The 23972-nt window shown below is 42.9% G+C and carries 25 protein-coding genes; 2 read left to right on the top strand and 23 right to left on the bottom strand.

What is annotated here, in order from left to right:
- Window positions 1–176: 176 nt before the first annotated feature.
- The 3 genes from pgsA to AC2TF5_RS08715 all read right to left on the bottom strand — a co-directional run bounded on the left by pgsA (window position 177) and on the right by AC2TF5_RS08715 (window position 2838).
- Complete coding sequence (gene pgsA / locus AC2TF5_RS08725; RefSeq protein WP_491301782.1) at window positions 177–764, bottom strand: CDP-diacylglycerol--glycerol-3-phosphate 3-phosphatidyltransferase; 588 nt, start codon at window positions 762–764, stop codon at window positions 177–179.
- A 232-nt stretch (window positions 765–996) separates the two neighbouring features.
- Window positions 997–1884, bottom strand: coding sequence for a TIGR01777 family oxidoreductase (locus tag AC2TF5_RS08720; protein ID WP_491301781.1), 888 nt, complete (start codon window positions 1882–1884; stop codon window positions 997–999).
- Between the two features lie 222 nt (window positions 1885–2106).
- Window positions 2107–2838, bottom strand: coding sequence for an RNA polymerase sigma factor (locus AC2TF5_RS08715; protein WP_491301780.1), 732 nt, complete (start codon window positions 2836–2838; stop codon window positions 2107–2109).
- 170 nt (window positions 2839–3008) lie between these two features.
- Between AC2TF5_RS08715 and clpP the strand changes: the two genes are divergently transcribed.
- The gene (gene clpP, locus AC2TF5_RS08710; protein WP_491302844.1) at window positions 3009–3593 is read left to right on the top strand and encodes an ATP-dependent Clp endopeptidase proteolytic subunit ClpP; all 585 of its coding nucleotides are present in this window, start codon (window positions 3009–3011) and stop codon (window positions 3591–3593) included.
- Window positions 3594–3630: 37 nt separating this feature from the next.
- Here the strand turns inward: clpP and AC2TF5_RS08705 are convergent, their stop codons facing one another.
- The 11 genes from AC2TF5_RS08705 to yqeK form a co-directional block, all read right to left on the bottom strand.
- Window positions 3631–4098, bottom strand: a complete 468-nt coding sequence (locus tag AC2TF5_RS08705) for a double zinc ribbon domain-containing protein (protein ID WP_491301779.1) — start codon at window positions 4096–4098, stop codon at window positions 3631–3633.
- A gap of 95 nt (window positions 4099–4193) precedes the next feature.
- The gene (locus AC2TF5_RS08700) at window positions 4194–5006 is read right to left on the bottom strand and encodes a class I SAM-dependent methyltransferase (protein ID WP_491301778.1); all 813 of its coding nucleotides are present in this window, start codon (window positions 5004–5006) and stop codon (window positions 4194–4196) included.
- Window positions 4981–5994 carry a phosphotransferase gene (locus tag AC2TF5_RS08695; RefSeq protein ID WP_491301777.1) on the bottom strand — a complete coding sequence of 338 codons (1014 nt, stop codon included), beginning with the start codon at window positions 5992–5994 and terminating at the stop codon, window positions 4981–4983. Before AC2TF5_RS08695 ends, AC2TF5_RS08700 begins: the two co-directional genes overlap by 26 nt.
- 19 nt (window positions 5995–6013) lie before the next feature.
- Entirely contained in the window at window positions 6014–6469 is a 456-nt protein-coding gene (locus AC2TF5_RS08690; protein ID WP_491301776.1) for a VOC family protein, read from the bottom strand.
- A gap of 260 nt (window positions 6470–6729) precedes the next feature.
- A complete protein-coding gene (locus tag AC2TF5_RS08685) occupies window positions 6730–7251 on the bottom strand; it encodes a DinB family protein (RefSeq protein ID WP_491301775.1) in 522 nt (173 codons plus the stop codon).
- Between the two features lie 153 nt (window positions 7252–7404).
- Window positions 7405–7977, bottom strand: coding sequence for a TetR-like C-terminal domain-containing protein (locus tag AC2TF5_RS08680; protein ID WP_491301774.1), 573 nt, complete (start codon window positions 7975–7977; stop codon window positions 7405–7407).
- A 338-nt stretch (window positions 7978–8315) separates the two neighbouring features.
- Window positions 8316–8972 carry a hypothetical protein gene (locus tag AC2TF5_RS08675; RefSeq protein ID WP_491301773.1) on the bottom strand — a complete coding sequence of 219 codons (657 nt, stop codon included), beginning with the start codon at window positions 8970–8972 and terminating at the stop codon, window positions 8316–8318.
- A gap of 60 nt (window positions 8973–9032) precedes the next feature.
- Entirely contained in the window at window positions 9033–9578 is a 546-nt protein-coding gene (locus tag AC2TF5_RS08670) for a nucleotidyltransferase family protein (protein WP_491301772.1), read from the bottom strand.
- Window positions 9579–9658: 80 nt separating this feature from the next.
- Entirely contained in the window at window positions 9659–10147 is a 489-nt protein-coding gene (locus AC2TF5_RS08665; protein WP_491301771.1) for an NUDIX hydrolase, read from the bottom strand.
- Window positions 10148–10187: 40 nt separating this feature from the next.
- Window positions 10188–10772, bottom strand: coding sequence for a GNAT family N-acetyltransferase (locus AC2TF5_RS08660; protein ID WP_491301770.1), 585 nt, complete (start codon window positions 10770–10772; stop codon window positions 10188–10190).
- A 6-nt stretch (window positions 10773–10778) separates the two neighbouring features.
- The gene (gene yqeK, locus AC2TF5_RS08655; protein ID WP_491301769.1) at window positions 10779–11420 is read right to left on the bottom strand and encodes a bis(5'-nucleosyl)-tetraphosphatase (symmetrical) YqeK; all 642 of its coding nucleotides are present in this window, start codon (window positions 11418–11420) and stop codon (window positions 10779–10781) included.
- Between the two features lie 268 nt (window positions 11421–11688).
- Between yqeK and AC2TF5_RS08650 the strand changes: the two genes are divergently transcribed.
- Window positions 11689–12201: a DUF1572 family protein gene (locus AC2TF5_RS08650; protein ID WP_491301768.1), complete on the top strand. Its 513-nt coding sequence runs from the start codon at window positions 11689–11691 to the stop codon at window positions 12199–12201.
- A gap of 16 nt (window positions 12202–12217) precedes the next feature.
- Here the strand turns inward: AC2TF5_RS08650 and AC2TF5_RS08645 are convergent, their stop codons facing one another.
- From AC2TF5_RS08645 to AC2TF5_RS08605, 9 genes are all read right to left on the bottom strand, one after another.
- Complete coding sequence (locus AC2TF5_RS08645) at window positions 12218–13327, bottom strand: sensor histidine kinase (protein ID WP_491301767.1); 1110 nt, start codon at window positions 13325–13327, stop codon at window positions 12218–12220.
- Window positions 13324–13998: a response regulator transcription factor gene (locus AC2TF5_RS08640; RefSeq protein WP_491301766.1), complete on the bottom strand. Its 675-nt coding sequence runs from the start codon at window positions 13996–13998 to the stop codon at window positions 13324–13326. Before AC2TF5_RS08640 ends, AC2TF5_RS08645 begins: the two co-directional genes overlap by 4 nt.
- Before the next feature lie 31 nt (window positions 13999–14029).
- The gene (locus tag AC2TF5_RS08635; RefSeq protein WP_491302843.1) at window positions 14030–15787 is read right to left on the bottom strand and encodes an ABC transporter ATP-binding protein; all 1758 of its coding nucleotides are present in this window, start codon (window positions 15785–15787) and stop codon (window positions 14030–14032) included.
- A gap of 562 nt (window positions 15788–16349) precedes the next feature.
- Window positions 16350–16706 carry a Rieske (2Fe-2S) protein gene (locus tag AC2TF5_RS08630; protein ID WP_491301765.1) on the bottom strand — a complete coding sequence of 119 codons (357 nt, stop codon included), beginning with the start codon at window positions 16704–16706 and terminating at the stop codon, window positions 16350–16352.
- A 30-nt stretch (window positions 16707–16736) separates the two neighbouring features.
- Window positions 16737–17792, bottom strand: coding sequence for an amidohydrolase family protein (locus AC2TF5_RS08625; RefSeq protein ID WP_491301764.1), 1056 nt, complete (start codon window positions 17790–17792; stop codon window positions 16737–16739).
- A gap of 27 nt (window positions 17793–17819) precedes the next feature.
- A complete protein-coding gene (locus AC2TF5_RS08620) occupies window positions 17820–19367 on the bottom strand; it encodes an extracellular solute-binding protein (protein WP_491301763.1) in 1548 nt (515 codons plus the stop codon).
- A 41-nt stretch (window positions 19368–19408) separates the two neighbouring features.
- Window positions 19409–20269 carry a carbohydrate ABC transporter permease gene (locus AC2TF5_RS08615; RefSeq protein ID WP_208918651.1) on the bottom strand — a complete coding sequence of 287 codons (861 nt, stop codon included), beginning with the start codon at window positions 20267–20269 and terminating at the stop codon, window positions 19409–19411.
- Window positions 20270–20282: 13 nt separating this feature from the next.
- The gene (locus tag AC2TF5_RS08610; protein WP_491301762.1) at window positions 20283–21203 is read right to left on the bottom strand and encodes an ABC transporter permease; all 921 of its coding nucleotides are present in this window, start codon (window positions 21201–21203) and stop codon (window positions 20283–20285) included.
- Between the two features lie 196 nt (window positions 21204–21399).
- A complete protein-coding gene (locus AC2TF5_RS08605) occupies window positions 21400–23703 on the bottom strand; it encodes a helix-turn-helix domain-containing protein (RefSeq protein ID WP_491301761.1) in 2304 nt (767 codons plus the stop codon).
- Window positions 23704–23972 lie beyond the last annotated feature (269 nt).

Genomic DNA, 23972 nt, shown 5'->3' with positions numbered 1-23972 from the left:
GTAAAATGCTTATTGAGCTTCTTTTTCTTTTTGAAACAACTTCCATTTCTTTAGAACGATCAAATACAATTTATCTATGCTCATTGGCAGACCCGATTCGGCGATATTGATTGGAGTATCCACCTTGTTGCATGTATTAGCGTACAACTTCATTTGCCTTCACATATCTTTTTTATTCATGCTACTAATTTAAGCTGCTTGTAGTTTTTAGCAATGTAATTGAACCCGGAATAAATCGTCATTACGACTGCCAGCATCATCATCACATTATCGATCGGAATGGTCGTAAAGAAGCGAAAGGGAACGTTGCCTAACAGCACGGCCGTTATTGCAATAACCTGAAGTACCATTTTTAATTTACCGTACTGATCAGCAGACAGAGCAACTTTCTGTGCAGCCGCCACCATCCTTAAGCCTGTTATCACGAATTCCCGGCCGATAATAACGACAGCAACCCAAGTTGAAATCAACTCTTGCTGGACCATCATTACAAGCGCCACCGAAATCAAAAGCTTATCTGCTAAAGGATCGAGCAGCTTGCCCAGGTTCGTAATCTGATTGTATTTTCTGGCTACATACCCGTCCAATTTATCCGTAGCTGAAGCGACAACAAATAACATAGCAGCAATATACACGCCATATTGATTGACCATGTGGAAGAAAGAAAAACGGTCAGCCAACCAGCTTGGATACTCAATGAAAAACAACATAAAGAACGGTATGAGCAAAATTCTGGCTATGGTGATCTTGTTGGCTAGGTTCATAACCTCTTCCTCCGCTTCCTTAAACTTACTTATTAAACTCAACATAAAAAGGATCTTTATGATACAAACAATACTCGATCCGCTCCCTGAAATGTCACCATTTGCAATGCTGTATCAATGTCATAATACCCGGTATGTTTGGGCGTTCGATACATGATTCTCATCTCCTCCTCATGAAAAAATACCGGCTTAAGAGTAGGTGCTTGTTTATCTTAGGCCGGATATCGAATCACTATTTTAGAATATGAGCAAGGGCTTGACCGATATCCTTGTACTTAAAAGTGTATCCGGCTCTCTCCAACCGCTCAGGAACAACCCAGCGGCTTTTCAAAATAAGCTCGGTTTCCGTCATGATCATGACCGCCCCAATTTCAAGCAGCCATTTCGGAGAAGGTAATCCGATTGCCACCTTCATCGTTTCCCGAAGCTTAGCCATCAGCTCCCGGTTCGTAACCGGATGCGGGGATGAGCAGTTAAACACGCCGTTCAGTTCTTTTCGTTCCAGTAGGAACTGCATAATGCCAAATATATCTTCTATATGAATCCAGCTGAACATTTGGTTTCCCGGTCCTTGCGCTCCGCCGAGCCCAAATCGGACGAGATTTTTGAAAGGGGTCATCACACCGCCGCCAGGGCCGAGTACAATAGCAATCCGAAGAGCAACCTGTCTTGTCTGTGGCAGCTGAAAAGCGAAAAACGCCTCCTCCCATTTCTTAGCCACATCCACCGAAAATCCCGTTCCAATTTCCCCACTCTCTTCCGTCATGGGTCGATCCTCAGCATGCCTGTAAATCGTAGCTGTACTTGAGTTAATCCATAGCGAAGGAGGGTTCACGCACTTTTTTAGCGCCTTTCCCAGTATTCGTGTTGTTTCCGTTCTAGATCTCAGTATTTCTGTCTTGTTCTTCTCATTGTACCGGCAGTCCACCGACTTGCCTGCAAGATTGATTAATATCTCGGAATGATCAACGGCCTCTACAATTGCTTTATGATTATTCCAGGAAATATGCTGTTCCTGCCTTGAAATGATATGGACATCATAACCAAGCGCCCTGTATTTGTCTTCCAGAAACTTACCTATAAACCCCGTGCCGCCTGCAAGAACTACTTTTTTTCGCATATGATCAGCTCACTTCTCTTTGAGTTAACTAGATAGAACTGTAAAGACTATACAGAAAATGGTGTGCTCTATGTCATAGATATTCGATTCAACAGTTGCCAGTTCCTTCAAAAAAATGAAACTGGTTCATCCGCACATGAAAAAAAGACGCTGCAGTACGTAAACTGCAAACGCCTTAAATGTATCTCATCACACTGTATTCACAATTAACTCTGCAGATTTCTACGCCACCATTCTTGCTTCAAAGTGGTTGACAGAATAACTGAAGGATGGAAATTCATACCGCGTATGGGTCGATGTCGAGTAAGCACCAACCACATTAAGGACTTCTTGATCTCCCTGAACAAGCCTTAACATCTCATCTACTTCTCCATTTACATATGCCGCAGCGATTGCGCTCAGTCTAGTCTGTACTTCTTCTTGTTGAGGTACGACTATTTCATCTTCAATATCATGCTCCACAGCTTGAAGTTCTTTTCGTGCACGATGATATGCAGCCTTAACGGCCCCTTCTGTCGTCTGAAGCTTCTCGGCTGTCTCTGCCACGGAATAACCTAATACACTTCGCATCAGCAATACCGTTCTCTGAAGAGGAGACAAATGTTTCATCAGAAAATGAAATGCCATTTCCATGTTGAGGGTACTACTATCCATTACGGCGTCCCCATCTTCCTTAGCCTGCTCCCGCTCCTTATCCAGTATCCGTTCGAATACTTTTCTTCGACGTATTTGATCAATCCACGCATTCTTGGCTGTTCGCAGAAGCAAAGCCTGAGGGTTGTTATGCTGCTGATCTTTTATCTTTTCCAAGGATTTTAACCAAGTATCCTGTACGAGATCTTCCGAATCCCACACGGATTGAGTAAGGGAGAGACAGTATCTGTTAAGAAGAGCGTTCAACTGCTCCATATTATTGTCTTCCGGCTCATATAATGTATTTAATGGATTGGTCATCTTCACAGTCAGCTCCTTATCCGTTCTTTAGATTATCTTATATGTAAACGAATAAAGCATTCATTACGTTACGCTATTCCTATAAATTTTTCTGGTGCATACTCCGTACCTTTTGGCATCACCTAATCGTTTACCTGTTGTTAAATATCTTAAACACAGGAGGTAACATGATGTCCAACTATATCCCTTATGTTGTCGAGCAAAGCAGCCGAGGCGAAAGATCATATGACATCTATTCAAGACTTCTGAAAGATCGGATTATATTTGTAGGCTCTGAAATTAATGATGCAATCGCTAACAGCGTAATTGCTCAGCTTCTGTTGCTTGCGGCCGAAGATCCGGAAAAAGACATACACATGTATATCAACAGTCCTGGGGGCTCGGTTAGCGCCGGTTTCGGTATTTTTGATACGATGCAGCACATTAAGCCACAGGTTCAGACCATATGCACAGGCTTAGCTGCTTCGTGGGGATCCATGCTGCTGCTCGCTGGTGCCAAAGGTAAACGCTTCGCACTCCCTAACAGTGAAATTATGATACATCAACCGCATGGGGGCGTTCAAGGTCAGGCAAGCGATATCGCCATCAGTGCAAAACGGATTCTTAAAACCCGTGAAAAAATTGTCCAAATCACAGCAGAGCGGACGGGTCAATCTATTGAAAAAATAGAACGAGACATGGATCGGGATTACTTCATGTCTGCTGATGAAGCCGTTGAGTACGGGATTATTGACAAGGTAATAACGTCGATTTAACGGATTGAAAGAAGCCACCGAGAGGTGGCTTTTCATTTCATGCAAATATCCACCAGAACAAAAATAATTGGACTACAATCATCACTAATCCAAGTACCAACAACATTTTGCCGGTATCTTGCTTGTCACGGTCTTCACTGAATGAAACTAAGCCGCCAACAATAAGTCCAACGATGGGGATAATAATAGTTGAAATCACGATCAGAGCCATTGCGGTATTATCGGGAGTTGCTGTTAATTCCTCGTCATATAAATAATGGCTTCCAGATGGAGACGGTGATTTCGATACCAACGTTCCACAGTACTTGCACTTCAAAGCATCTTCTTCCAATGATTCGTGACAATGACTGCAAACCGATGTTTTTGATAAAGACCCACTATACTTTTTGTCTGAATTTAATGTGCCCTGGGGGACAACATCTCTTAACGAACTGCTGCATACAACACACACATGGGCCGATTCTTTATTGCCTTCTCCACATCCGGGACAAACTTTTACAGCCATGAGGGAGCCTCCTTTTCATTACCTTGCTCCTTAGGGAATGATACGTACCACTCTCTCTTAAGATCCTGTTCCTTGGCTATCATTTGTGTAGCTAGCTACTTCTTCCGCCCAATATACAGTAAATGTGATGACAACCCTAAAATATACGGATTCCCCGCTTCCTTATATATAACCTCCATAACCTCTCTGAACTCATCATCTCCACGAGAACGCCAATACTCGAACTGCTCGGACTGGAATGAACCGGCAATGCTTGAAGAAGCAATCAACTGAATACTTTCAAAACCATGTGATTCCATAAACGGCTGGATTTCATCAATATTAAAATAGTAGGCTCCCGTAAATCTTCCTTCATCGCTATGATTAAAAATACCCGTTTCCATAAATGTGGAAATATCACGGATATTATCATTAGGCTTCCAGTGCTGAGGGTATAAAAGCGAGGTTGTTAGATGTCTTGTTCTGGTCATAAACGCTGCAAATACAACACCGCCACTCTTCGTCACCCGATGAAGCTCCTTCACTGCTTGATTCCGGTCCTGCTCCTCTTGCAGATGATACAACGGCCCTAACATTAAAGAGGCATCGAACTGCTCATCTTCAAACAGGTCAAGATTTCTGGCATCGGCCGCTTTAAAAGCTTTGAATTGATCAAGTAATTCAAAATCCTTGGCTTTCTCATAAGCAACCTCCACCAAACGGGGTGTCAGATCTGTTAATGATATATCATATCCTCGCTTCGCCAGTTCCATAGCATATTTCCCCGGCCCGGCTCCGTTATCCAATATATGACCATGGGATGGCATGTACTTCGTAATATAGTGCAGATTTACAAGAAACTCTATCGGCTCCCGATCCAGACGGCCCCATTCATCGAATTGATTATAGTACTTCAGGATATGATCCATATAAATTCTCCTTCAATTGTTTAAAATAATCCAGCTTCACATCAATGAACTCATCACCGTAATCTATACTGCCGGTAATATGCGGATCACTAAGACATAGTCCCATCAACCACAGCTGTCTGATACCAACAAAGATAGGTACAGCCCGAAGGTCATTTTCCGATAAATCTCTAATCGAAGTGTAACCTTCAATAAAAGCACTCCATAACCTCTCTAATTGATCGGGATCATGACTCAAACGAACCTCTCTTGCTAGACGGAATTCTGCAATATCATATGCACGCCAACCATATCCGCACAGATCAAAATCATAGTGAGTCATGGCTAAATCTTCGGTGAAACTGACATTGGTATTTCCGTGCAGATCTCCATGGCATATCCCCCAATCTAATTGATTTAATGGGATGTCCAGCAAGGCTTGCTCCAGCGCTTTACCAACCTCTTTGATGAATTCAAAATCATCTTTTCGATGCCCCATGCCAGCTGCAATAATATCAAGTGATTGATTAATTAAATAATCTAAATTGAGCTGCGGTCTGGCATAATCGCTTTTAAAGCTGTCACCTTGTAAATGAATATTTGCAACGGCTTTTCCAAAAGCACTGCTGATTTCTTCATTATCTATTCCTCTTTCGCTTCCTTCTGCAAAGGTGAACAATACACCAAATCGTCGACCCTCCGGAGCGTCAATGGCTTGAATAAACTCCCCATGAATGTCCGCTATAGGTAAAGAGACTGAAATCCTATTCTGACTAAGATGACGTAATAGCTCCAATTCAAAAGCGATTTCTGAATACTCTTTCCTCCAATCTCCACGATAAACTCTAAAGATGAATTTTTCATCGGATGTGGTGGTTACCAAGTAGGTGTCATTCATTCCTCGTAGGTAGTAACTCGTCTTCAATAAATTTTGAATGCTGTACTGCGTTCTTAAATATTGTGCAAGTACTTTATCAGAAAGCGTTGAATAGGTTACTGGAAAATACATATTCTGAACACATCCCTAGTTAATTTTCCGCTGATTCCTTCACAAAATCTTCTTTCATCTCTTCTTCTAGATCATAAATAGACCACGCTGCTTCCAGCAGATTCCCTTCATTATCTCTAAAATAAAAATACTTGGCTTCTCCAGCACCGAGGGATTGCAACGGTTGCACATCAACCCCATTAGTCTTCAGGAATTCGTGCGTTTGTTCAATATCTGGGCAATTCATAGCCATAATCGGAAAAGGTTGACCGTTTCTGGATATTTGCAATCTCTCCTGATCCTCGGTTTCAATCAACAATAAAGCAATCGAATATTTGCCGGGATGATGCAGTACCGCAAGAAATGAGCCCCGATCCTGAAATTTATCGATTAGCTGAAATTCAAGATGTTTTGTATACCATTCAATGGAAGCATCAATATTAGATGTAGGAACATACACATAACCGATTCTGGTGAATAAAAGATCTTTTTTCATAGAGCGCCTCCCATAAAATTCATTTCTTAATTGAACAAATCCCATCTTAAATGACCATTAAAAATCCTCACCAAAGCGGATTTCTCGCTTCATAATGTAACTGCTTTCATTATACGTTATAGCAGGATCAGAATTCCATATTAAGTTAATCTATCCCAAGTTTTCTGCAAGTCTAATAGATTTATTAAAGGTACTCTTTAGTAAAAAAACAGCCTGGAACTCAAAGTTCCAGACTGCTCTTTTTGCTGATTGCTATATTATTATGTTTGATCCAGCGTGTATAAATAGAAGCCATAGTCAGTTGGTGTCCCTGGATGACCAAGCTGTCTCAGCATCGCTGTAATATTTCCTCTGTGGTAAGACCCGTGGTTCACAATATGTTGAATAAAATCAACATACCGGGCCTTGAATCCCCCTGATGAATACATGGACTCTATGTCTTCATGCTGCTCAATAAATGCCCTAAAACGTTCACCAAATGTTTCAATCATGACTCCTAATTGTTCAATACGCTTTCCTTCCGTTTCAGCAACCAATCGATCAGTCTCAGCTTTTACTTGCTCAATATATTGTTCTGACATCTCCGTAACGTCACCAGCAGTAAAAAAGGTTAACCAGTTGCTGTCAACCACAAAAATATGCACCATGGCATCATAGATCGTAGGAAATACGCTCACCATTTCCTGGCGGTATACTTCCTCAGATAGTTCCTGTAAATAGGCGCACACTTTTTGGTTAGCCCAAACGTGATAATCAAATTGCTGCAAAATATATTGTTTCAAAAAAGTTTCCCCTCTCGATGGGGATCACGCAGTTTATGGGCGATTATGCGCTAAACCCCTCATAAGTTTGCCCCTGATTACGCTTTGCTTTCATATCAAACGCCTCCCGTTCATTCATCTTCCTGTATATTATCATATAAATGAAGAACTGTCTTATTTCGATTCGACATATGAACGTATACCTTTAAGAAAAAAGTCAATCAACAGCTGTAAGCTGTAATCCGGATCAATCGGGATATTGAAGTTCCCCGTCTGTTCCAGTGATGCAAACCCGTGTAAAAGACTATGCAGTCCGCGAACCGTATGAACGGCCGCCTCCCCCTCTAATCCGTATGCGCCCAGTACGCGAACGAGAAGTTCTACAGGCTGAGCCGCGATTCTTTCGGTTTCCTCATGATGCCAATCCGGTGTACGAACAAGAGCGTCATAAAGTCCGGGATGCTCCCTGGCAAACGTAATGTAAGCTTTAGCAATGGCATGTACCGCATCGTCTTGCGCACGCCCAACCGCTGCATATGTCATCGCTTCATTTAACCGTTTCATTCCATGCAACGCAAGCTGATGACGTAGTCCAGGCAATCCATCCACATGATTGTACAATGAAGGTGAACGAATCCCCAGCTTCTTGGATAGTGAGGCCAATGTTACCTCATCCAAGCCTTCCGTATCCGCAATCTCTGAGGCCGCTTGTAATATGATCTGCATATCCAGCTTCACTCTCGACATCTTACTTTCATCTCCTTATATATCATTCACTTATAGATGAATAGGATTAAATCAAAATATTAACATTAATAACAATCTAACTAATAACATTAGTTTTTGTCAACCAAAATTAACTTAAGTTCATATTTTTGTTTTTTTCCTCTCCATGTTTGTGTACTGAGCACACAGGCTACTATTTTGGGGATATATAAAATGAACTCTCGATAAATCTGTTATATATCTGACTCTCCCGGTCTCCATCCTATTTGCTTACTCCATTCACTCGCCTTCCTCATAATCTCCCAAATGACAGGCCTTCATTTTTCCATGCCTTGTCATAAGGCACTACGATTACGGGATCAGACATCGTTGTCTCCTTCTGCTTTATCACTTTTCACTACTTTTACTTTTAACAAAAGAACAACTGCATCTTTCTTAATCATTTTATCCATGGCTTGACTGTCTTGATAATCATAGCCTTCTATCCTATTATTATTTCCTTGCCGGTACACCGCTAACAATTTGGTCTCTCCGGATTCCAGGCTAACCTTTTCACTTCCAATGGCATAATCCCAAACGTTAAACGCTGCTGAGTTATTTAGGAGCTGGTTGTCTATTCGAATAGGTGGTACTTTCACATTATGTGAATACATAAATATCGAACCTGCCTCACTAATAGGATTAATTAACCCAAAACCCATATGGCCCTCTTCCACCTGTTGTGGACTTTTACCGTAGCTTAGTTCGATTAAGTGAAATGGCTCCATTTTCTGACCGTTTTGATAACCCTCCACCCAAATGTCCACCCAGCTCTGATCCGCATACGGAAGCTTAAAATCAAAATCATACAGAACTCCTAAACCTAGTTCCTTATATACCTTTTCGTATTCCGAATTTTCATTAGCAGAAATGTATGCCACCTTATTTTCTGGCGTGGCTTCTTTACTGCAGCCAAGAATACCTAGCAGTAAGACCATGATAACCACAAGCCAAACTATACGACGTATATTTTTCAAAAGTGCTCTCCCCTCCTTATTCTCTTCACCGTTAGTTCAATCTGTAAAAAGTAAATTGGATTAAGCCATTTTTAATTGAGGCCATATTTCTAACCATTTCTTAGTACTTACTCTGGAATTAAAATATGCTTCGTCTTTAAAATATGGACTTTTACGAACAATCAACTGAAACAAATCTTCCAGTCCATGAGGCGCTATCACTTCAATATTCATATCATCATCAAGACGGATTCCGACAGCAGTTACCGTCTCTGGCCATCTCTTCATTGCATCTGCCACAGAGACAAAGGGATCATCTTGGTTTTTTGTATGCATGCGGGCCTGATTCTTCACAGACCAGTTATATTTATCGTATTGATTTATTAGCTGGATATCATAATGTTTTTCCGACTCTTCTCGAAGATCAGTTGGATCAAAGTATAGAACATCTACATCGTTTAGTGGGGTTCGGTCTGTATAGCCATGAAGGTAATCCCAAACAAAATTTCGTACATAACCGGCCGCTATACACCAATGCGGCAATCCCAATTGCCGTACCCATTCCAAATCTCTCATTAAATTTTCGTTAGTCTTCAAAATATTGATTAGTTTTTCTTCTAAATTCAAATTAAACTCCTCCTTCTATCAACAATGATTATTTCCTAGGTAATACTCGTGTCACAACCCGCTCTATTATCGGTTTCAATTCATCCGGAAGTTCGATGTTTTAAATAATACATAAGGCCGGCCCGATCCACGTTGGAAAAAAGCAGCGGATCCTGATCCATAAGTTCGCGAATGTCTTCAACCGACCTCCAGTGTACCTTTTCCGTGTTATCGCCGTTCTCGTTTAAATCACCTGTTACGGTGCAAATGAAATACATGCCCATTGAATCAATAGGCCCATTCACCGTTTGATAAACACAAAAAGGCTTTACGCATTCTACCTCGAACTCAGCGTTAATGCCTATGGTATCAATTCTTGTGTCTTGATCTTCCACCCTGACGACTTTCAATCCCGTTTCCTCGAATACTTCCCTATATAATCCATCCAGTATTGGCTCAAACAGCTCTAGCCTTCCTCCAGGCAGTTCTAATATTTTAGGCTCTCCTGGCTTAACACGAGTTTGAATGATGAGTTCGGTAACTCCGTTATTCTCTCGTTCAATGAAGGCCCTTGCATTAACAAAAAACATATCAAATCACCGCCCTCTGGGTCCCTTTTTAACGATTCTTCTACGTATTTTTATGCAGCTTATAGTTGTTGTATTGCATATCATCTATCTCTAAGACGTTAATCAAAGCGAAGCCACACTTCTGTATAACTTTGTTAGACGGTAGGTTATGTGCTAATGCCAGTGCGCAAAGTTCCTCGACATGGGTATTCTCAAATAAATACTTGATAAGTCCTCGCACAGCCTGAGTTGTATACCCTTGCCCTCGATGATCCTTCGATATGGCATACATAACCTCTCTTTTAGGTTCGGGTAATTCATCTTTTATTCCTGTGCAGCACCAACCGATAAACTCTCCTGTCTTCTTCAGAATCATTCCTAAACGTAAACGGATATCACCGATTTCTCCTGTTTCCGACACGGCTTGGATGAATCTTTGATTCTCGGGAATTTCATAATTTATTAACCAGTCCAACCTTTGTTCCTTGGGCACGTCCCAATCAGGCAAAAACTCTTTGATTTCAGGCTGCTGGGTTAAGTTATATAAGGCATCCAAATCTTCCAGTTTATATTCTCTAAGAATAATATCATTGCAATCGATCGTGAAATCGTTGTTTGTTGAATCTTGCAGTACTTCGGTACTCATATTTTTTTATCCTCCTTTTTGTGTACGCTGTGACTGCAATAGATCTTTTAACTCCTCATATGCGTCTCTTAGCCAAGGATGTATTACTTTGAGCGATTCCTTGCGTTCCCATAAGTAATTAATATAAGAAAAGGCTCCATGGGTTAATGAAACTTCCAAATTCCGATGAAGTTCTTGTATGTATGGAGGAATGCCTGACTGGTCCCACGCTATTTTGTCTGCTACAAATAAAACTTGATCCAACTTACTTGAGTTTTTCCTTAGTGTCGTATGACATCCGACAGCATCCAATATCTCGGCATTCGTGATTTTGAATATTTCTTTAGCCATTACTTTCGATAACTTCTGATGAATAATCATAGGAAAAGCTTCTTCTTCAGCTAGAATATCAATTTGCAGCTCCTTTGCAACCGCAATCCGTTCGTTATTTGGAATTACCGCACTAATATCATGCAACCATCCTGCTATTTCTGCTCCATTCGGGTTTGCATTAAATAATGTGGCAACTCTCCTAGCCTCCGTCCCGACCTCTATACAATGCTCAGCAGTCTTCGGACAATGATTGGAGATTAGGAACGATTGTATATCCTGCTTCAGGTCGTGTGTGAATTTCATATTTCCAGTTAGTTCTTTCAGTATTGCTTGCATTGCAATTCCCCCCTGCATATTCATCTACTTTTATGACAAGGATACCTCTATGATTATATCAGCTATCCAGTAAAAGCTCTTTTGTTGTGAGAGCCATTATACCTGTACACGTAACCTCCAGCTTCCTTATCGACATCGAGATTTTTTCTTAGAAAGCGCACTCAAATTTCCGGTATATCTATTCAGCTCTGCCCTGGAAGTGTATGCTAATGATGTAGCTATAAAAAGGCTTGGTCACAACGCGTAATTCAGAACGGAGGTTGAGTCCATGATACCAGATCCTTCCCATTCATTGGAAGAACATTACTTACATGTTGTAATTGAAAAATTTTTAGAGTTAAAGCAATCCGCGGAACGTACATTTGAACAATTAGATCGTGACGATTGGAACTGGTCCTACAACGCAGACTCGAACAGCATCGCTGTCATTGTTAAACATATGAGCGGCAATATGATTTCGCGATGGACAGATTTTCTAACGACGAACGGTGAAAAGCCGAATCGCAATCGAGATAAAGAATTTGAAAACGAGCTTATGTCTGAAGAAATGCTGCTTGAAGTGTGGAACCGCGGATGGGAAGTATTTTTGAATACGCTGCGCAGCCTTAAACCGAATGATCTGTTAAGCACCGTATTTATTCGCGAGAAACCACACTCGGTCATGGAAGCAATCGAGCGTCAGATGTCTCACTACTCCTACCATGTCGGACAGATCGTATATGTTGCAAAACTTCGGAAGTCAGATGAATGGAAGTCCTTGACCATACCTAGGAAGAAATAAACAAAGCACCCATTCCTCATCTATCGAGGGTGGGTGCTTTCGTTGCATGCAGTGGTAGCTTTACGATGAAGATTGTCCCAGCACCTCTTGTGCTTGTCACTTCAATCGTACCATTATGAAGCTGTACAATCTTTTGCACAATAGACAAACCTAAGCCGTTGCCACCTTGTGCTCGATTGCGAGAAACATCTGCCTTGAAAAATCGCTCAAATACATGTAGGATATGCACTTCATCAATGCCTATGCCGGTATCCTCCACTCGCACCTCAACATGATTATCTGTCGCCCTCATGAATATGCAGATCGAACCATTATCCGGCGTGAACTTAATCGCATTATGAATCAGATTCACCCATACTTGACTGAGCATATCCTCATCCGCATGAATACGAACCTTATCCAGGTTCAATTCCATCTCCAGCCCCTTCGCAGTCCATTGCGGCTCACTTGCAAGAACTAGATTTCGAAGCTGACTGTCTAAGCGAAAGAATTGTGGTTCGATGGGGTGATGATCCGATTCCAACGAAGTCAATTTAAGCAGATTGTCGCTTAATTTGGACAACCTCATCGTTTCCAATTCAATAATTTGAAGATAATGCTGGCGTTCGTGTTCACTTAATTCATCATTTTGCAGAGCTCGCGCAAACCCGCGTATCGAGGTTAAAGGAGATTGAATTTCGTGTGATACATTTGATATAAATTCTTGGCGCATCTTCTCCATCTGCCCCAGTTCACCAGCCATCTGGTTTATGCTCTCGACCAACGTTCCATATTCGTTTTCAAAATCTGCATGTTGCTTGATCGTAACGTCAAAATCACCTTTCGATATCCTTTTCACAGCATCAACTATAGACTGATAGAATGCAAGATGCTTATTTCGCGCAAAGGGTACAAATAGGCCACAAACAGCGCTAAATAGAAGCAAAGCAACAACATTTACCACGAAAAATACCCAATAATCTGAAAACTTCCAACTAAACCATTTCATTAACAAAGGGCTAATATAGTAAGAAATAGACCAGGCCCCAAACATTATGAACAATATAGTAGCTATGTCGAAAATAAACTTAATCCTTCGCCATGCCTTCGTTTTCATGAACGCCTTGATTCTTTGTATCAGACTCATCCGAGTACCTCTAACCGATAACCAAGTCCTCTGATCGTCTTGATCCTAAAAGCATAGTTGTCTTCAGGGAACCTTTCGCGCAAACGGTTAATATGAACATCCAGTGTTCTCTCGTTTCCCTCGAAGTCGTATCCCCATATATCTTCAATCAATTGTTCCCTCGAAAATGTCTTATCAGGATAACCTCCAAGCTTAAACAGCAATTCGAATTCCTTCATGGGAAGTGAAAACTTCTGTTTGGATGAAGTCACTTCAAAGGTCTGTCTGTTCATGCTCACTTGACCGAACTGAACGGTTTGCGATACAACGATCTGATAACGTTTTAACAGCGCCTTTACCCGAACGACCAATTCCATCGGATCAAATGGCTTGACCAAGTAATCATCCGTTCCTAGATTGAATCCCTTCACTTTCTGCGAGGTCTCCCCTTTAGCGGTCAGCATAAGCAGTGGAATATCGTACATAGATCTAAGCTCACGACACAACTCCCAGCCATCCATATTCGGCATCATGATATCAAGTACGACCAGATCGGCTCTATCCGTCTCCATCTTATTTAGCGCCTCTACCCCATCGGAGGCTTCAGTAGTCCTGAAGCCTTCCTTTTGCAGGAATACGGAAACTAATTCTCGAATGTGAGGATCGTCATCTACGATTAAGATCGTTATCATGCTGTTCTCTACCGCCTTTCCCTATTACCCGTTAAGAGCCGTATTGTTCTTGTATACGCAGCTGCTGCGTTGCGAATTCCCGATACATCGCATGGCTCTCCAACAATTTCTCGTGAGTGCCGTTGCCTGTTAATTTGCCTTTCTCGATAAACAAGATCTGGTCCGCATCAACTACCGTTGACAACCGGTGGGCAATAACTAAGGTAGTACGACCCTTCATCAGGTTGTTTAATGCTTTCTGCACAACAATCTCAGACTTGCTATCCAAGCTGGAAGTCGCTTCATCCAGCATTAAGATATGCGGATTACGAAGTAATGCTCGCGCGATAGCGATTCGCTGGCGCTGTCCGCCTGATAGCTTAACACCGCGTTCACCAACTTCTGTCTCGTAACCTTCCGTTAACTCGCGGATGAAGCCGTCCGCGTATGCCATTTCAGCTGCCCGCTCCAACTCCTCCTGCGTAACTTCCCGATTCATTCCATAGCAAATATTTTCCCGAATCGTACCATCCATTAATGGACTCTCTTGCGATACATAACCGATCTGAGAGCGCCATGATTGCAACGAAAATTCGTTAATGCCGTTCTGTCCTAACCTGATTATACCTGAAGTAGGCAAATAGAAGCGTTCGAAGAGCGAGAATAAAGTTGTCTTTCCACCGCCGCTTGGTCCAACGATGGCCGTTACTTTTCCAGGCTTGATCGTAAAGCTGATATCTTCAAGAATGGGCTCTCCTTCAACGTAAGCAAAGTGCACATGCTCGACTGCGATCGATTGATTGGCCTTAGCAACCTCTTTTCCATTCACGTGCTCCTCTTCCTCTGTATCAAGAATAGAGATCATGTGCTCCGTTGCACCAATCGCTTTTTGAAGTTGTGTAAAGAACATAGACAATTGGCTCATTGGCATCACAATTTGAATTAGATACAGAATAAAGGCAACCAGCTCGCCCGCAGACAACGCACCAGAAGAGACTCGCATTCCGCCGTATCCAATAATGACAACCAATAGGACCATAAGTACAAAGGACATGATCGGGGATATCAGTGCTTGCACTACACCTTCCTTAATCCCAAACTGAAGCAAACTTTTGATGCCTTTGCTGCCATTCTCGTACTCCCTCGACTCCGCATTGGATGCTTTCACAAGTCGAATCTCGGAGAGCACTTGGCTTAATACGGCCGTGAAAGATGCCGTTTCATCCTGAAGGCCTTTGGATATTTTAAACATTTGCTTTCCGAGGGGGAATAAGACGAGTGCCGAAAGCGGAATAACCACCAGCATAATGAGTGTCATCTGCCAGTCTAAATACAGCAGCACGATAAACGAACCAACAACTGACACGATACCGGTAAAAAAACTTGCAAGGTGTTCGGTAATAAATCCTTTAATAATGCCTGTATCGTTCGTAATCCGGCTAACGGTCTCTCCGGTCTTGTTCTGATCGTAGTAGGATACCGGAAGGACTAGCATCTTTTTCCATAGCCGATCCCTTAAGCTGGCAACCACCCTTTGCCCAATCAGATTCAACATATATATAGACAAACCTGCAGCAATCGCCTGGATAATAAACGCAACCGCCAGCGCGACGATCTGCATCGTATCCAACTTAGATATGGAGAAATTGTCCACCATGCCCTTCGTAAACATCGGGATAACCAACGCTACGGCAGTTGAGCCTATACTCATAAGTAAAGCGACTATCAACATTAATTTCGATGGCTTTGTCTCGTTAATTACGTTCATGAATTGGCGCCAGTTGCTGATTGAACCTTTGGTTGGTTCCATTTCTAATTCCATGACTTCCACTCCTTCTTTAGCACAGCATTAGCTATTGAATACATTCATCATAATCCACGAATTTAAACGGAATTTAAACGACCAAGTAGAAACGGCTTCGTCGTCTTTTCAAAGGACGACAGCATTGCATGCTGGCGGTCGACTACATGCGGGTGGACTCACGTTCCGTTATCTGGAGCAATTTCGTCTATTATTGTGAGGTGGCGGACTGGAAGGCCCTTATTTGTGCCTATTCATGCGGAATCGGATATGTTTTGAGGAAATAACGGATTCTCAGACCAAATGAGTGCAAAATCTCGTCGCTTGAAGCAAATAGCGGAATGTGAGTCCACCAGATTAATCCGGTTTATCGCAGTGGAAGCAATTGCTTCTGCAATAGGGGCCGGACTAATCAGACTAATCGGACTTATCCGTAATACGCTCCGCTCGGAGCTTTGTCTCGTACGAATCACTATCGATTAACGGTGATATAGCTATTTGGATTGGAGCCTCTTAGATAAAAAAAACCTTCTCAAGCCTCGTTAAGGCTAAGAAGGTTTTCGCGGATATGTTACTTCCCCAGCAAAATTCCAATTCTACCATCCTGAATCTCTACCTGATATTTCTTCACCCTGATTCTGTCGCTGAATAAAGACTTGCCCGTTTGTAAATCAAACTCCCAACCATGCCAAGGGCAGCGGATAATCTCGCCTGCTCTTCCATATTCGTAATCATATACATCCGATGGAAGTGTAGTCCCGGAGACGAGCCCCGCGCAGATTGGTGCTCCTTGATGTGGGCAATAATTATTTATGGCATGATACTCTCCATTCACTCGATAGATGCCGATTTCACGTCCCTCAATATGCACGACTGCGTGACCGCCCTCTGAAATTTCATCTGCATTCAATACATAGTGCACCACCATAGTGACCCTCCCAAACCCCCACTCAAGTTATCAAGTCAATTGATATAACTCCTTTGCATTCTCATAAAAAATCTTCCGCTTTGCCTCCGGTTTAAGTTTGCGTAAAATATGACCAGGCGAGTCGAAGTCCCAATGCGGATAATCGCTTGAGTAGAGCAGTATATTTTCAGCATCGATCATATTAAAAAGATCGATGAGATGCTGCGGGTTGTCAGGCTCCTCTATCGGCTGCGTAGATAAGTAACAGTGCTCTCGGATGTACTGGCTTGGCATTTTCGTCAGCCATGGAACGGTCGAACGGAGCGCTTTATAATTTTTGTCCAGCCGCCACATCAATCCCGGCAGCCAAGCGACCCCGCCTTCAACCAACACCACTTTCAGCCTCGGGTACTTCACAAAAACCCCTTCGCATACCATACTCACCAGATGTGCCATAAACATCTGAGACAAACAGGTGTGCCACTCAATATAACGAGTCGGATAACCGGCAGCGCTAGGAGCCGTTGAGCTCCCCCCACCCTCCGCTCCCGGATGAATCGCGACAGGCAGGCCGTTACGTTCTGCTGCTTCATAAATCGGATGATAGTGGCGCTGCCCAAGTGGCGAACGCGCCGCACTAGAGATCATAACCTCCACAATGTCCGGATGTCCGCCAACTCTATCGATCTCCCGCGCTGCAAGCAGCGGGTCTTGGGTCGCTACCACCATCGCTCCCTTGAACGCCTTATGCTTACCAAGCCATTCAGCAATTAAGAAATCGTTATAGGCTGAACATATGGCTGCTGCGTAATCAGGGTCATGCGTTGATGAGATGTTGTAAACGACCCCAGTCAATACGGCATAATCCAGATTATACCCTTCGATCAGCTGCTTGATCATGAAATCAGGATCAGAGCCCGCTCTCCCTCCACCTGGGGGGATCGAATCCTTCTTCATGACGCCGATCGGCGAATAGTAGCCAGATCCAGCATAGCCGATGCCTGATGCAGCAACCCGCGATCGCCACGGCTCCTTCAGATAAGGGAGCAGAGCGGCATCCTCTTGTTCATTATGAACATCGACATCGATAATTTTGTATCCGTCCATCACCTGTCCTCCGTCTCCATCACAAAATTACTTGCCGTACGTGCGTGTATATGCAGTGTTGTACATGTTAAGGAGTTCATCAGACCCGAATTTTTTTGCTTGGTCAACAAATTGCTGATAAGTCGTATCGTTAATCGGTGTTTTGCCTGTTACAAATTCCGTAATCTTCTGTTCGAGATATTTATTTAAATTGTTTAGCTTTGACTTTTCAAGTTCAAGCTCTTCTTCTGTTTTGACGATCTGTTTCGGAGCAGGAATTATATATTGCTCGTACCGAGCATTGATGTCCTTGCTCTTCTCACTTAAACCTCGCTCCCACACTTCACGGGATTTCGCATTGTTCAGCGTTATAAGGTCATACCAGACACCCCAATCCTTACGCAGCGTATTAAAAGGGGATGCTCCAAATTCCTTATTGTACACCGGCTTACCGTCCTCTATGGTATACGTCTTGCCTTCAATCCCTAAGGAAAGGTAATTACTTCCCTCTTCGCCAACTAAATAATCGAGAAATTGAACAGCCCGCTCCTTATTCTTCACTTTTGCTGAGATGGCTCTGCCAACCGTGCCAACTACCGGACGAGAAAACTGATAGTTTTTAATTCCCTCGGCTGCAAAAGAAGGGATCGCATCCAGTTCATAATCAGCTGTACCAGCACCTCTCGCCTTTGCCACCAATGATTCCAGATCCGCCTTCCAGAAATAAGTAACTAATGATTTGCCGGTTAAAATTCTCTCCTCCCACTGCGCTTGAGTCAGCAGCGAATATTCAGGATCCAGCAGTTTCTCCGAATAAAGCTTATTCAAGAATACAAGCATATCCTTATAATTCGAATGATATGGAGCGAATGCATATTGGTCGGTCGTTGGATCAATATTGTAGAAACCACTGATGCCCGTGAATACTCTTCCAAAAGTTGTATACAGTCCTGTGTCACCAACGATGGTATTTGAAATAAGTGGGTAAGAATCCGGATAGTTTTGTTTAAGTGTTTTTAAATATTGATAAAACTCATCGACCGTTGTCGGAGACTTAATTCCATGTTTATCCATAATATCTTTTCGTGCATACCAGATAAAGTTAAAGCCTTTCCCCTCTGCATCACCTTCTAGTACAGGTACGGTATATAGTCCTCCATCCGTGCCCGTTGCCAGTGCCTTTGCTTCAGGATATTTTTCGTAAAACGCTTTCAAATTTGGAGCCTTATCCAGATAATCCTTTATGTTTAAAAACACCTTCTCCGGTCCATGTTCCCTTCCGTCTTGAGTCGGTACTTGGATAAAATCGGTTGCTGTATTCGTTGCGATCATAATTTGCCGTTTTTCCTCAAGTCCTTCTTGGCTTACGATTTGAAACTCAACCTTGACACCTGTCTTAGCCTCAATTTCTTTGAAGATTTCCCAGTCATCACGAACCTTGCCTTCCACCCGATCGTAGACGAGCCATGAGAATTTAACTGGATTGTCTGGGCTTAATGTGCCATTATCTTTATTCTTTCCGCTGGTGCAGCCAGTTACGAGGACGGCCCCGAGCAATAAAATCGTAAGCACCGTTCTGAATCTCGTTAGCTTCATTCAATAACCTCCCTTTTTTAGGTAAAGCACAGCTTCCATATCTATCCCTTAATACCTCCAATCATCGTACCCTGCACAAAATACTTCTGGATGAACGGGTAGACGCACAGAATAGGCAGTGTCCCAATGATAATCATGGCATATTTCAATGTTTCCAAATGGGTCAGATCTCCCTCACCCTGCACATTCGTGCCGGCGATCAGAATGTTACGCATCATAATTTGTAATGGATACATATCCCGGTCATTCAAATAGATTAACGCGTTAAAAAAAGCATTCCATTGATTCACAGCGGTAAAAAGGCCAATCGTGACCATAACCGGCAATGATAACGGCAGTACGATGCGCACCAGTATTTGCATAGATCCGCAGCCGTCGATGGCAGCTGCGTCCTCAAGTTCCTCAGGCAGCGCCTCGAAAAACGTCCGCATAATAAACAAATACCATGTACTAATAAGCGATGGGAGCACGATGGCCCATATCGAATTCAAGAGCCCAAGCTGCTGCACGATGAGGAAGGTTGGGATCATCCCCCCGCTGAAGAGAAGTGTGAAGGCGGCCATGAGCAGAATCACTCTTCGGCCTGGCAACCATCGTTTCGCGAGCGGATACGCCATAGCAGACGTAACAATAAGCGTCAGCACTGTTTGAACAAAAGCATACCGAATCGTATTCCAATAGCTCACCCAAAGATCAGGGTTATAAATTAGCTGCTCATAGGCGATAAACGTTATATCCTTCGGCCAGAACAGTACAGCGCCGCTCGCTACCAGCGCATTATTGCTGATCGATGCCGAGAATACATACACCATCGGGTATACCATAACGATGACAAGCAAGATCATAAACAATATATTTAGCACATCAAACAGCTTGGAGGCCAAGCTTTCCTGCTTCTTCATTGCACACCTCCCTTTACCATAGGCTAGTCTCCGAATGTTTGCGAACTATTCGATTCGCCACAACGACCAGAATGAAACCAATCGCTGATTGAAACAAGCCCACCGCTGTTGCAAAACTGAAATCGGCATCGAGGATACCTCGTCGGTAGACGAACGTGTTAATCACATCCGAGGTTTCATAATTCATCGTGTTGTAGATCAGCAATATTTTTTCAAAACTCGCTTCCATAAAGTTGCCTAACGACAGTACGAACAAAATAATCATGACCGGTACCATGCCTATGAATGTGATGTGGCGCATCTGCTGCCACCTATTCGCTCCATCCATCTTGGCCGCTTCATAAAGCGTCGGATCAATCCCCGCGATAGCTGCCAAATAAAGAATCGTACCCCAGCCCACCTTCTGCCATATCTCAGAGCCAACGTAAACCGTTCGGAACCACTCCGGTATACCCAAAAACATAATGGGCTCGATGCCAAACACCTTGACGAGAAAATGATTTACAACCCCTGTTGTCGGAGAAAGGAAGGTAACGAGAATGCCCGCGATAACTACCGTAGATAGAAAGTGCGGCAAATAGCTAATATTTTGCACAAATCGTTTGAACCACTTGCCCTTCAGTTCATGGAACAGGATTGCCAAAATAATCGGCGCTGGAAAATGAAACAAAAGATCGTACACATTCAGCATGATCGTATTGCGAATCAGCTTCCAGGCATCTGGCGTGACATAGAAAAATTCAATGAAATGCTTCAATCCAACAAATTTACTTCCGAAAATACCTCGGCCGATCGAATAGTCCTGGAAGGCGATGATAATGCCATACATCGGCGCGTACTTGAATATTAAGTAGTACAAAATGCCAGGCAGCATCAACAAGTACAACGCTTTATGCTTTTTCAGAACATACCCGATTCGTGATAGCTGCGCCAATCATCCCCACCTCCATTTGTAAGCGCTTTTATTTATTTGTTGTCCTTCACTATACGAGCAGCACTTCAGGGCGTAAAGCGCGCATCTTTTCCTTAAGTCACTTGTTTTACATGGCCTTATTACATCAGGTTTTTCACCTGTTATCGCAAAAAAAGAGACTTTAGAAAAAAAGAAGTCTCTTCTTCCCCTTATTGATTTATTGATGGATGCTCCGGTACTTTGCAGGTGTAATGCCTTCGTATCTGCGGAAAGCCCGAATTAATGAGTTCCTGCCCCAATACCCCACCTTCTCGGCGATCTCATCAATTTTCATATCGGTTTCGAGCAAAAAGTGCTTGGCCTTCGTCAACCGGCATTTCGCGATATACTCCACATATTTCTCACCAACCTCCTCCTTGAAGGTACGGCTGAAATGCCCAATGGACATATTCGTCATTCCCGCAAAATACTCGATAGATAGCTCTTGGTCATAATGTTCATGAATGTAATTTGCGATTTCTAAAAATTGCTGCCTTCGACTGCTGGTCTCTGTCTTTCGGAATAGAAAACCATGAATGTCCTCGAAGCAGTGCTTCAACTCGTCCCATGTCATACAACGATTCATCCGTTCAAAGAGACCGGAGTAATAAGGGACGTTCAACTCGTTATGTTCCGATTCCACAGCACGGATCCATGTGTTCAGCACATCAGCGAACAAATATTTCATTTGGGCAGCTGCCGCATCTCTGCGCTTTCCTTCCTCCAGCAGATCTAGCACAGATTGGAGCAGCTTGTCGTATTCCCTTGTTTTGTACTGATTGAGAATCCGGTTAACTTCCTGAACTGATAGGAAAGAGTCCCATTGCTGCAGTTCCCGGGAAGGCTGACTCCTGCAAATTTCAACGGTTGAATGTAGCCCTCGATACTTAAGCACTGCAGCCGCATGCTCATAGGACAGATGCAGCTCTTCCATGGCGTGAACAGTCTTGCCGATTCCGATTGTTGCTTTGTAGTAAGTACTATACTCCAATAATACAAGTCTAATCATGTCAGCCATATGCTCTGGATTGTCCTCATTCTGATCATGCTGTACGACACAAGCCAATAGATCCGGCTTTGTCTGACATAACCAAATCAGTCCAGGTGCTAGCTTATGTATCTTGTCCTTCAACTCAGTTAGGAGAAACGTTTTCGTCGATTCCGATGCTGAATCGTAAACGTGAGGATCATAGTGAAAAGAGATGCACAGTACTGTTCTTGCAGCCTTATTGCTGTAGGCAAACTCAATCTCCCTGGCGTAATACTCGATGGACAAGGCGTCACGATATTGACCTAGAAGTATTTTTGAAAAGAATTGCTCCTGTACAATCGGCAGCATCCCGTTCACCATTTGGAACAGCTCTTTATTCTCCGTCATGATTAACTGCGAGTAGCGTTTAATGACATCAAACTCATTTCCTTCGTTCCGAAGAGCCTCAACCGAGAGATGATGAGACTTCAGTCCATCCTTTATTTCTCGAATTGGCCGATATAAGCGACGACTTAAATAATACGAAACAAGGCCGCCGACCAATAGGAAGAAGATAACGAACAGCCAACTGATAATGCGGGTAAGGTATACTGGCTTCATCAAAGTACCTAAATCAATCATGCTGATATAATGCCAGAAGTCGTCAAAGCCCGATTGCATAAAGGACAGTCCTGTCTTGTCCGATATCGTAAATTGTGAAGCTATTCCATCTGTACGTATACGCTGCTGCAGCGTTAGCTGATCCTGTTCAGTTAAACCAGTTTGTGATATAAATCTCCCCTTATCGTCAACTATCGCAGTGGCTGTGACCCAGTTTTCAGGCATATAAATTTGCTCTTTGAGCTTGTCAGGATTCACATCAACCAAAAGATAAACGTCAGGGGTGGTGGTATTGAATGGGTAACTCATCGAAGCGGTTATTGTTGCTGGAGAATCAATAAAGTCCATCATTTTCTTACCTGTCAGTTCAGCTTCAAGCTTATTGCGCCAGCTAAGATCCATGGTATTACGGGAGGTAAAATAATACGATTTATTCGTATATGTTTCAGCATCAACGATAAGGTCCTCGTGTACAAAGTAATAATATGCTTTCTGTACCAAATCAGACGATTCCAGTTGCTGAAGTTGCTCCCGGAGCGAATGAAGCAGCTCCGGAAGCCGTTCACTGTCCGCAGATGATGCCATAGGAGTAAGGAGAGCGCTACGCAATCTCGATGTACTGAGGTTATGAATCATATTATTCTTTAACGATTGAAGTTCTGTATCGGTCTGCTCGGAGAATCGGCTCATCATCACGTTGTTGAACCGCTCAGCATCCTCTTCAATGATACGAACGACGAGCACATGTGCGAGTACACTCGCGACAATAACCGGAATGAGGATCAGAAGAAAATAGTTAGCGAACAGTCGCCAAAAGAGGGTATGCCTTCTGAGAGGTGGAGATTGAGTTGCTCCTAGCTTAGGCAGTCGAGATGGTGCGGTTCGCTTCAATAGAGATTCCCCTTTTCAGCCATATTTAAAATGGAACAATTAATAAGACTGGCCCTCTGAAGTTACAGTTTTGGTTGCAGTCATATTAACTATATTTTGATACAAGTTATAATATTCGCTACATGAATCAACCTGCGGGTCGCATATGATGCACCAAAAGACAACCTTTCTCAGGCTGAAGTTTGACCATCGTTTCAACCATTCCCCCTTTTAGTATCTTCTCACTCTTAATATAGATCAAAATGATATATTTTCCAATTCCTTGATAT

The organism is Paenibacillus sp. JNUCC 34 (assembly GCF_058269055.1).
Note: the sequence above shows the minus strand (reverse complement) of the source record. Positions and strands in the feature narration are given on the sequence as shown.

Bases quoted from the DNA above. Each gene is read 5' to 3' on its own strand.
- AC2TF5_RS08650 (WP_491301768.1), top strand. From the start codon at position 11,689: ATGATACCAGATCCTTCCCATTCATTGGAAGAACATTACTTACATGTT.
- AC2TF5_RS08695 (WP_491301777.1), bottom strand. From the start codon at position 5,994: ATGTATTTTCCAGTAACCTATTCAACGCTTTCTGATAAAGTACTTGCA.
- yqeK (WP_491301769.1), bottom strand. From the start codon at position 11,420: ATGCAAGCAATACTGAAAGAACTAACTGGAAATATGAAATTCACACAC.
- AC2TF5_RS08635 (WP_491302843.1), bottom strand. From the start codon at position 15,787: ATGGAACCAACCAAAGGTTCAATCAGCAACTGGCGCCAATTCATGAAC.
- AC2TF5_RS08640 (WP_491301766.1), bottom strand. From the start codon at position 13,998: ATGATAACGATCTTAATCGTAGATGACGATCCTCACATTCGAGAATTA.
- AC2TF5_RS08625 (WP_491301764.1), bottom strand. From the start codon at position 17,792: ATGGACGGATACAAAATTATCGATGTCGATGTTCATAATGAACAAGAG.
- AC2TF5_RS08660 (WP_491301770.1), bottom strand. From the start codon at position 10,772: ATGAGTACCGAAGTACTGCAAGATTCAACAAACAACGATTTCACGATC.
- AC2TF5_RS08645 (WP_491301767.1), bottom strand. From the start codon at position 13,327: ATGAGTCTGATACAAAGAATCAAGGCGTTCATGAAAACGAAGGCATGG.
- AC2TF5_RS08680 (WP_491301774.1), bottom strand. From the start codon at position 7,977: ATGTCGAGAGTGAAGCTGGATATGCAGATCATATTACAAGCGGCCTCA.
- AC2TF5_RS08715 (WP_491301780.1), bottom strand. From the start codon at position 2,838: ATGACCAATCCATTAAATACATTATATGAGCCGGAAGACAATAATATG.
- AC2TF5_RS08620 (WP_491301763.1), bottom strand. From the start codon at position 19,367: ATGAAGCTAACGAGATTCAGAACGGTGCTTACGATTTTATTGCTCGGG.
- AC2TF5_RS08705 (WP_491301779.1), bottom strand. From the start codon at position 4,098: ATGGCTGTAAAAGTTTGTCCCGGATGTGGAGAAGGCAATAAAGAATCG.
- pgsA (WP_491301782.1), bottom strand. From the start codon at position 764: ATGAACCTAGCCAACAAGATCACCATAGCCAGAATTTTGCTCATACCG.
- AC2TF5_RS08615 (WP_208918651.1), bottom strand. From the start codon at position 20,269: ATGAAGAAGCAGGAAAGCTTGGCCTCCAAGCTGTTTGATGTGCTAAAT.
- AC2TF5_RS08665 (WP_491301771.1), bottom strand. From the start codon at position 10,147: ATGTTTTTTGTTAATGCAAGGGCCTTCATTGAACGAGAGAATAACGGA.
- AC2TF5_RS08630 (WP_491301765.1), bottom strand. From the start codon at position 16,706: ATGGTGGTGCACTATGTATTGAATGCAGATGAAATTTCAGAGGGCGGT.
- AC2TF5_RS08720 (WP_491301781.1), bottom strand. From the start codon at position 1,884: ATGCGAAAAAAAGTAGTTCTTGCAGGCGGCACGGGGTTTATAGGTAAG.
- AC2TF5_RS08690 (WP_491301776.1), bottom strand. From the start codon at position 6,469: ATGAAAAAAGATCTTTTATTCACCAGAATCGGTTATGTGTATGTTCCT.
- clpP (WP_491302844.1), top strand. From the start codon at position 3,009: ATGTCCAACTATATCCCTTATGTTGTCGAGCAAAGCAGCCGAGGCGAA.
- AC2TF5_RS08700 (WP_491301778.1), bottom strand. From the start codon at position 5,006: ATGGATCATATCCTGAAGTACTATAATCAATTCGATGAATGGGGCCGT.